8 protein-coding genes and 1 pseudogene are annotated in these 8873 nt (G+C 68.7%); all 9 read right to left on the reverse strand.

Annotation, left to right across the window (positions count from 1 at the left end):
• A partial coding sequence (locus AWC02_RS19200; RefSeq protein WP_085130297.1) for a WXG100 family type VII secretion target occupies nucleotides 1-269 on the reverse strand: 269 nt, incomplete at its 3' end.
• A 16-nt stretch (nucleotides 270-285) separates the two neighbouring features.
• The gene (locus tag AWC02_RS19205) at nucleotides 286-582 is read right to left on the reverse strand and encodes a WXG100 family type VII secretion target (protein WP_085130298.1); all 297 of its coding nucleotides are present in this window, start codon (nucleotides 580-582) and stop codon (nucleotides 286-288) included.
• Nucleotides 583-634: 52 nt separating this feature from the next.
• On the reverse strand, nucleotides 635-934 hold the full coding sequence (locus AWC02_RS19210; protein ID WP_085130299.1) for a PE family protein: 300 nt from the start codon (nucleotides 932-934) through the stop codon (nucleotides 635-637).
• A gap of 345 nt (nucleotides 935-1279) precedes the next feature.
• Nucleotides 1280-3070: a type VII secretion AAA-ATPase EccA gene (gene eccA, locus AWC02_RS19215; protein ID WP_419179295.1), complete on the reverse strand. Its 1791-nt coding sequence runs from the start codon at nucleotides 3068-3070 to the stop codon at nucleotides 1280-1282.
• 32 nt (nucleotides 3071-3102) lie between these two features.
• Nucleotides 3103-4269, reverse strand: coding sequence for a type VII secretion protein EccE (gene eccE / locus AWC02_RS19220; protein WP_085130301.1), 1167 nt, complete (start codon nucleotides 4267-4269; stop codon nucleotides 3103-3105).
• Complete coding sequence (locus tag AWC02_RS19225; RefSeq protein WP_085130302.1) at nucleotides 4266-6077, reverse strand: S8 family serine peptidase; 1812 nt, start codon at nucleotides 6075-6077, stop codon at nucleotides 4266-4268. The genes eccE and AWC02_RS19225 overlap by 4 nt, the downstream gene beginning before the upstream one ends.
• Nucleotides 6055-7566 (reverse strand): type VII secretion integral membrane protein EccD, encoded by a 1512-nt coding sequence (gene eccD, locus AWC02_RS19230; protein ID WP_085130303.1) that lies wholly within the window; start codon nucleotides 7564-7566, stop codon nucleotides 6055-6057. The genes AWC02_RS19225 and eccD overlap by 23 nt, the downstream gene beginning before the upstream one ends.
• A 164-nt stretch (nucleotides 7567-7730) precedes the next feature.
• Nucleotides 7731-8630, reverse strand: a complete 900-nt coding sequence (locus AWC02_RS19235) for an ESX secretion-associated protein EspG (protein ID WP_085130304.1) — start codon at nucleotides 8628-8630, stop codon at nucleotides 7731-7733.
• A gap of 150 nt (nucleotides 8631-8780) precedes the next feature.
• Nucleotides 8781-8873: pseudogene (locus AWC02_RS19240) on the reverse strand (type VII secretion protein EsxI); the annotation flags it as partial.

Below are 8873 nucleotides of genomic sequence, written 5' to 3' on the forward strand. Positions count from 1 at the left end.
CCAACCGACGCGTCGGTGTTGGCCATGTTGTTGCCGGCGGTCTGCACCTTCTGACCGTGGGCGTTGGCCTGCTGGTAGATGACCGCGAAGTTGCGACCCAACTGCGTCACGAACTCCTGGCAGGCCACCGAACCGGCGCCGCCCCAGAAGTCCCCGGCAGCCAGCACGTCGTGCACGATCGCCTGGTGCTCGGCCTCCAACGACGCCGCCTGGGCACGAATCAACGCGCCGTGGGCATCCACATCACCGAACTGGTAGTTAATCGACATCTGCGTGGCCTCTCTTCTAGCTGGACAGGATCTGCTGCGACGCAGCTTCCTGCTGCTCGTAGTGGTTGGCGTCGCGGATCAGACCGTCGCGCACACCGTGCAGCATGTTCACGATGTTGCGGAACGCGGTCTGCATCTGACCCATGGTGTCCATCGACGTCCGCTCCGCCAGACCACCCCAGCCGGCACCCGAGATGTTGGTGGCCGATGCCCACATCCGGCGCGCCTCGTCCTCAACGGTCTGCGCGTGCACATCGAACCGGCCGGCCATCGCACGCATCGCGTCCGGGTCGGTCATAAAACGTGCAGTCATGATTTCCCTCCTGAATTCTACAAAGTTGTTGCTGCCCAGCGCCTTTCGGCGATCAGCCAGCCGATGCGGCGTTGGCCGCCTCGGTCGCCGCGTAGGAGTTGGCGCTGGAGTTCAGCGTGGCGACGAAGGCCTGGTGGATGGCCTCGGCCTGAGCGCTGATGGCCTGGTACATGCTGGCGTGTGCAGCGAACTGCGCCGCGGTCAACGCCGAGACCTCATCGGCGGCGGCCGGAACCACACCGGTGGTCGGCGCCGCCGCCGCGGCGTTCTGCGCGCTGAGCGCCGAACCGATGGCAGCCAGGTTGCCCGCGGCCGCCGTCAGCGCCTCGGGTTGGGTGTTCACAAAGCTCATGGAATTCTCCTCCAGGAAAAGCCGGTCAGTCGACCGCCGTTCGCCGACGCGCCGAACATGCGCCTACGGGAACGACGTCGTACCCGAAGCGCGCTCACGCGAGATGGCGTCAGATTACAGAAATGATGCCGGAGCGGGTTCGGGACCCAACAGTCGCCGATCCACAACAGGCACTATCGCCGGGACACAAGTCTCGTCCTCACCTCCTGACACTGACCGAAAACCAGTTGGGCCGAAGCGATGCACCGGCCACCCTCCCTGCGCCATGGTGGCATCGGTACCAGTGGGCGTCAACCCGCGCAGGTGGGTGCCACGCTGTGAATCGACTGTCGGACTACTGCCGGCTCAGGTCGGCTTCTTCTCGGCGACCGCCGCGCTGAGCCCCTCGGCAAGGTCCTCACGGGTCAGTTCCTTGAATTTGTGCAGCCATTCCTCGCTGAACTCGGTGACTTCGCCGGACAGCACGGCGTCCAGTTCGGAGTCGTCGAGCCGGAAGCTGCGGTGGTCGCGCGCCTTCTCCACCACATTGCGGACAAACCCGGCATTGCCCAATACGTCGATGCCGCGGATCAGGTCGCCGTCTTCGGAGTAGTTCTCGTCGGCATAGAACCGGGTGTAGGACGGCAGCAGTCCCTCGACCGCCTCGTCGCTGACCACATCCTCGTTCTCGGCCGCCATCATCTTGGTCAGTTGCAGCAGTTCCGGCGGCGTGTAGCTGTAGAACTCGATCACCGTGGAGAACCGGCGGCGCAGGCCCTGGTTGACCTCGAGCATCTTCTCCATGGCGTTGGCGTAGCCGGCGCCGAACACCACCAGCTCATCGCGGTGGTTCTCCATGTAGAGCAGCAGCGTGTTGATGATCGCGTTGCCGTAGGCGTCTCCCTGGCTGTAGCCGCGCTCATGCAGCGTGTGCATCTCGTCGAAGAACACGGCACCGCCGAGCGCCCCTTCGAGCAGCTCTTCGGTGTTCTTCTCGGCGTCGGCCATGTAGCGGCCCAGCAGCTTGGAGCGGTTGGTCTCCACCACCAGCGGCTTGCGCAGCACGGTCAGACCGCACAGCTGTTTGGTGAAGGCACGCGCCACCGAGGTCTTGCCGGTGCCGGGCGGACCGAGCAACAGGGTGTGCCGCGACGTCACCGGAACGGGCAGCCCCATCTTGGCCCGCGCCAGATTCACCTTGGTGGTCGCCTTGATCAGCTTGATCTCGCGCTTTGCCTGCTCCATGCCGAGCATGGCGGCCAGCTCGGCGTCGCCCTCGGCCAGGTAACGCGCGGCCTCCTCGGCGTGCCGATCGGCTTCGGCCTGCTCCCGGGTGGGTGCGCTGTCGGGGTCCCACGGGTCGGTCCGGGCTTCGATGGTCTCCGGATCGGTCAGCACCAGCCGGTAGTCGGTGTTGTCCAGCGCCTCGCGGGCGGGCGCGAACTTCGAGTCCCTCGAATACACCCGGCGCAGCAACTCGGCGGCCTCGTCCTCGCGGCCTAGATGCCGCAGGCACATGCCCTGGGTGTAGAGCGCGACGTTGGCGGCGGCCGGCACCCGGTCGCCCTCGATGGCTTCCTGCGCCCGCCGGGTCGCCTCTTCGAACACCCCCAGCGACGCCAGCGCGGTGGTGGCCATCGCGGCCGCCGCCGCCTTGAGTTCGGGCTGGCGCCACTGGGCGCCGGCCGGAAACTGCTTGAGGACGTCGGGCCAGCGTCCGGTCCGGAAGTACAGCAGACCCCGCACGTAGCTGATCAGCTCGGCCTCGAACGGGTTCCGCGGCTCGATGCTGTCGAGCAGGTCCGCCGCTTCGGCGTAGCGCTTGACCTCGGCCAGCTTCGCGGCATAGGCGGCCGCCAGCGTCTCCACGCTGGTGATCAACAGCCGCAGGAACATCCCGTCGGAGACCTCCGGACGGAACTCCAGGTCGGACAGCCCGAGCCGACGGGTCTCCCACCCGAAGGTGCGGACCGTGGACCACGCGTTGGCCAGCACCTCGATGTCGGAGTCGCCGGCCAGCAACCGGGCCAGCCAGGCATCGCACATGCTCGGGTCGATCGTGGTCGCGGTGGTGAACATCTGCAGCGCCACCTGCGGATTGTGGCTGGGCTGCAGCCCGTTCACCGAGATACCGGAAGCCAGCATGCCCGCAACCATCGCGTTGCGGGCATCGGCCGAGGCCGGACTGGTCACCCGCGCGCCCCTGCCGACGCCGGGGTGTACTCCTCGATCACGTCCACCGACACCGGCAACTGCTCGCCGTCCTGCAGCTCCCGCCCCGGTACCGCGATCCGCCGGTGCGCGTTCGGGACCGGCAGGCTGGCCCAGACGGCCTCGATCTGGCGCCGGCCCACGAAGCGGTTCAGCGCCGACCGCACACTGCGGCCCGGCTTGTCTGCCGTGTGATACCGCGCCAGCACGCAGATCTGTGTGCTTCGGCCGCCGCTGCGGCACAGCCGCACCGTGACCACCGTCGCAGCCGCCTCCGGGTACCACAGGTGCTCGAGGTTCTCCGGATTGATGTCGCTGGGCGTGACCCAGAAGTTGGTGACCCGGCCCTCGGGCTTGGCCCGGAACAACCGGTGCCGCAACTGGGTGGCCTGAAGGTCGGCAAGCACCGCTTCGTCGACGGCGTCGAACTCGTCGGCGTGCAGGACCTGGGCGCTGAGCTGCCGCCCGTCGATCTCGGTGGCCAGCCGCTCGGTGGCTGCGGCCAAGGTGGCGGCCAGGGAGTCCCGTGCCGCGACCGCGTTGACGTTGTGGGCAGGATCCATGCGCAACACCACCCAGGTGCGGCGACGGTCGGGCATCGACGGGTTCTCTTCGACGTCGGGGTCTTCGGGATCACGGGGGTCCTGACGGGTCCCCACCGAGATGACGTCGATGCTGTCCAGTCGCACGTCGAACTGCCGCAGGCCGGCGGCAAGGCGCTCCACGGGCAGAGTCGCGTCCGAAACCCGCCCGTGCCGGCCGGTCGCCGAGGACGCACGCCCGCCCACCGCGATCACCGTCACCAGCCGCCCCTCGTGCTCGCGCACCCCGACCGACTCACGCCCGAAACGCCGTTGGTGATCGAACGCAGCCGTCCGCCCGCGGTGCAGCGCCCGCTCGGGGTCGACGAACTGATCCACCAGCCAGGCGCCCCACATCGCGCTGATCGGCACGTTGCGGTAGGTGAGCAGCGCGATGATCGCCACCACCACGGCCACCCCGACCCCCGTCCACCAGAGGTAGTCGGCAACGGTCGGGTCGCCGGGCCATCGACCGGCGAGCACCAATATCCCCACATCGATGAGGAAGACCACGGTGAGCCGCAGCCAGGACAGGTTCAGACCTAATGCGCGCTGTGCCTTCATCGGTTCCTTGCCGATCGTCGCAATGCTGCCACTCCAAGTGCCACGCCTGCCGCCGCGAGCGCCGCCAACAACCCGGCGCCGGCGACCCAGGCCGGTGTCATATCCCGTTCGGGGGGCATCGGCGGCACCTCCAGGGGCGCCGAAAGCCGCTCCGGTGGCTGCGGCGCCACGTCGGGAACATCCCAGGTCAATGCCGCCACCGGGTCGACGATGCCGTATCCGACCACATTGTCGACCCCCCGTGCCGGTGGTCGTGCGGTGCGGATCAGCCGGTTGATCACCTGGTGGGCCGACAACTCCGGGTACTTTGCCCGCACCAGGGCCGCCACGCCGGAGACGATTGCCGTGGAGAAACTGGTGCCCGACGGGACCAGCAGCGAGTTCTCCGGGCCGTCGACCGCGTTCATCAACCCGTCGTCGCGCGGCGAGAGCCCTTCGATGTCGGTCCCCGGAGCGGCGATCGACACCCACGGTCCGGCCACGCTCGTCTTGCTCAGCGGGGCACCCGCCGAATCGACCGCACCGACGGTCAGCACGTACTCGTCAAACCAAGCGGGCGTCACCACGGTGTTGACCCCGCTCCAGTCGCGCGGGTCGTCGGGACGCATCGCGTTGTAGGTGGGGTTCTGCTTGCAGTCCCGCCAGCTGACGTCACCGGCGGCGGCCACGATCACCACGTTCTTCTCGACCGCGGCGTAGCGCACCGCGGCGCCCAGATCGGCCTGGTCGAGCATGGTCCGGACGTTCATGCAGATCGCCTGGGAGATGTTGATGACCTGCGCCCCCATGTTGGCGGCGTGGACGATCGCCCGGGCCATGGTCCGCAGGCCTTCGGTCTTCTCCCGCAGCTGCGGGTCCTGTCCGGCCCCGAACGGCTCTTTGGGCCCGAAGGCCGCACTGTACTGGCGAATCGAGATCAGCTGCACGTCCGGAGCGATCCCGCTGAAGGCGTCCGGTGCCCCGCCCGGCGGCGGTGCGCTCGGCGCGCGGAAATCGACGGGTGCGGTCCGCGCCTTACCGGAGAAACTCGCCGACCGTGCCACGCCGGCACCGCCGTCGCGCGGGATGTGAGCCGACGCACCTGCCGCACCGGGTCCCGGAGCCGGACCAGCCGGACCGGGCGGCGGCGGCCCGGGTACGGGCAGCGCCGGTCCCGGCGGGGGCGGCGGAAATAGACCCTGACCCGGCCCCTCGCCCTCCGTGGGCGGCGGCTGCGGGGGCGCTTCGGGCGGCGGAAGCACCAGGATCGTCGTCGCCGGCGACGGGGTCGGCGGCGGCGGCTCGTTGGTGGGCACCGACGGCGGACGGCGGGTCTGCCGTGGCGGCGGCAACGGGGTGACCCCGTTGTCGGGCATGGCGGCGATCAACGACGCCACCAACGTTCCGTGCGCATCGCAGTCCGACAGTCCGTCACCGCCGGCCATCACGTAGTCGCCGCCGGGGATCAGGTTCGGCAGCCGGGGATGCGGGGTCACCCCGGTGTCGATGACGGCGACGGTGACCCCGCCGCCGCGACCGAACTTCCAGGCCTCCGGCAGGTTCAGCATGTCCATGTAGGCCGGCTGGACGCGGAAGTCGGTGTTCGGCAACACCCCGACCTCGGTGCAGTACGCGGTCTGCCGCATGGTCTGCGGCGGTCCCGGTGTGCCGTCGGGCGGCAACGCGCCCGGGTCGATCCCCGGCCGCTCGATCGCGCCGGCGGCGGGCATACCCGCCAGCGAGCCACTCGCCGCCATGATCATCGCGGCGGCGGCCGCAGCGGTGCGCTGCAGCCGGCGCACGCCCCTACCGGTACCGGATCGCTTCATAGGTATTCATCAACCACAGTGCCAGCGGGAACAAGGGCATGAGGCACAGGTATTCGATCCACTCGACGAACTTGCGGAACAGCGGGCTGTAGATCCGGTTCGGCACGATCACCGCCGAGAGCAGCCCGAACATCGGCACGAGCACCAGCACGGCCACGCCGACCACCACGGTCGTCGCTGTCCACTGCTGCACCACGAAGCGCACCGCCACGGCCGCGACGATCACCAGGCCGGTCAGGGTCACCGTGACCGCCTGCAAGCGGTCCCGGAAGGAACGGCCGCGCAGCACCAGGAAGCCCGCGGTCAGGCCGGCCAGCAGCAGCGGCAGCCACGACCGGTCGGAGTGCGGGTCGCACAGGCCGGTGATGCAGACCACCATCAGCACACCCAGCCCGGACAGCAAGCCGGTCAGGAACGACCGCGCGCGCTCCGCCCGCAGGACGACCTCGCGTACCGACTCCGGCCCCTCCAGCGAGGGCGGAGCGTCGGGCGAGGTCACCACCGTGGTGGGCAGGTCCGGACGGGCCTCGAACACCCAGCGGCTGGTGGCCGAGGGGAAGACCGGCAGCCGCAGCCCGGCCAGCCACCGCGACAGCGACGGCGAACTCTGGTACGCCAGCACGCAGGCCAGGTAGATGCAGGTCATGAGGGTCACTGCGCCGGTCAGGAACAGCATCCGCAGCACCCCGGCGAACGTGGCCGCCGCACTGATGACGGCGACCGCCGAGTAGGCGGCCAGCTGCCGTCCGGTGAGCCGGATGACCGCCAGTGCGGCGATACCGGCCACGCCGAACCCCAGCGCCGCCTGGGCCGCACCCACGTCCCCGGGCACCGCCGCCGCGGCCGCCACCACCAGGGGCACCAGGCCGGTGGCCAGCAGGATGTCGCCGACCCGACGGTCGGAGGCGTTGCGCGCCTGCATGAGGATCAGGCCGGCGGCGATCAACACCATAAAGGCCAGGCCCGCACTGAATCCGGCGGTCAGCCAGGAGTTGTGCTGCACCCGCCATCCGGCGAGCAGCCCGGTGGCCAGCAGCACACCGGTGGACAGCGTCGCGACCCCGACGCCCACTGCCGTCGCCGTGTCGACCGGGGCGAAGCGCTTCGCCAGATTGACCGCCACCGCGGTCGAGATGTGCTCGATGACCGGTGAGCGCCGCTCCACGTCTTCGATGAAGCGCAGCCACAGCCTGTCGCCGTCATAGACCTCTTGCTCGGTCAGCGACTGGTTGGGCCGCAGCACCGTTCCGTCGACCAGGCTGAGCACCCAGCGGCCACGGCCCTCGGCGGCCAGGACGGGTTCCTCGAGCTCCGCAAGCCGCCCGTTGATGACCTTGAGCAGCGGGTCCAGCATCACCGACACCGGAGCGTCGGCGTCGAGCAGCGTGCCGATCTGTACGCCGTCGCCGGCCATCACTCCGACCACCACCGAGCGCGGCCCCGTCGGCGCGAGCTCACCTACCTGACCGGACTCGATCGCCGCGGTCATGGTTTCACCACCAGATCGGATAATGAACTAGTACCCATAAGTGCCGCCTCGCAATGTGTCATTTTCAAATCAATCCAATTCTAAAGGCACTTCATACCATTCGCACGATCGCGTTAACCCGCGGTTTTTTGTCGGGACACTGGCATTCGGCGCCGCGCGGGCCGCTAGACCCGCCGATGCGTTTTCCAGGCGCCGTACGGCAGGGTGTCCAAGACCGTTTTGACGCCGACCTGGACAAGCTGCGGGGTGGCCGGGCAGATCGCCAGCCAGGCTTCGCCCGAGCCTGCGGTGCGCGCCTGCTGGTACAGCGCGATGCGGCCGCCCGAGCCGTCTTTGAGGGAGAGCACCGAAGCGCTGGGTCCCTTCGCGTCGTCGCGATATTGCCGCGCGTACACCGCGGCCTCGGCCGCCGGTTCCGACAATGCCTGTCCCAGCGCCGCCACGGTCGCGGCGCTGATGCCCATCCGGCGCAGGTCTCCCCCGGTGAAAATGTTGAAACCGGAGTCCTGCCAACTCTGGGTCGCCTCGAGCATTTCCTCCATCGGGACGTTGACCGCGGTGATCTGTGCCGGGTCGGCGTGGTGGATGGACTCCATGCCGTCGAGCACCAGCGCGGCGATCGACGCGGCGTCGGTTACCGCGACGTCGTCGACGGTGATGTCGGTGCCCACGCGTACCGCCGACACCCAGTGCTCACCACGCCGGGCCAACAGCACCCGGAACTCGTTGTCGGGGATGTCGCGGGAGCCGGGCTCCTGTTCGTCGCCCTCGGGCACCCCATAGCGCAGCTTGCCCAGCGACAGCAGCGCCACCACCTCGAGGTCGGGCGCGGCAAGCACCCGCATGCGTGCCGCCACCGTCTCGTTGACCTGGTCGTCGACGACGATGCCCTGCTCGCGCATCACGGCCATGCCGGGGTGTTCGGTGATCCAGTCGTTCGAATCAGTGGAAACATAAGGCCGACAACGCAACTCGGGAGCAACATGGCGGATGTCCAGCAGTGCCTGCAGCATCCAGAAACCCTCGACGTTGACGGTGATGTCGGTGCGAGTGCTCGGGTCCATCACTACCCTCCTCTACCGGGTTGGTCGATGTACTTGGCTATTGGATCACGCGAAAGGGCGTGACCGCTCGGCACCACCCGCCAATTGCAGCACGCGACAGCACACCCGTGGATCGGGTGTGCTGCCGCGCGCTGCGAAATTGCGGGGCGCTCAGGCCCAGCTGGAGCCAACCGACGCGTCGGTGTTGGCCATGTTGTTGCCAGCGGTCTGCACCTTCTGACCGTGCGAGTTGGCCTGCTGGTA

The organism is Mycolicibacter engbaekii, assembly GCF_002101585.1.
In the GTDB taxonomy this organism is placed as follows: domain Bacteria; phylum Actinomycetota; class Actinomycetes; order Mycobacteriales; family Mycobacteriaceae; genus Mycobacterium; species Mycobacterium engbaekii.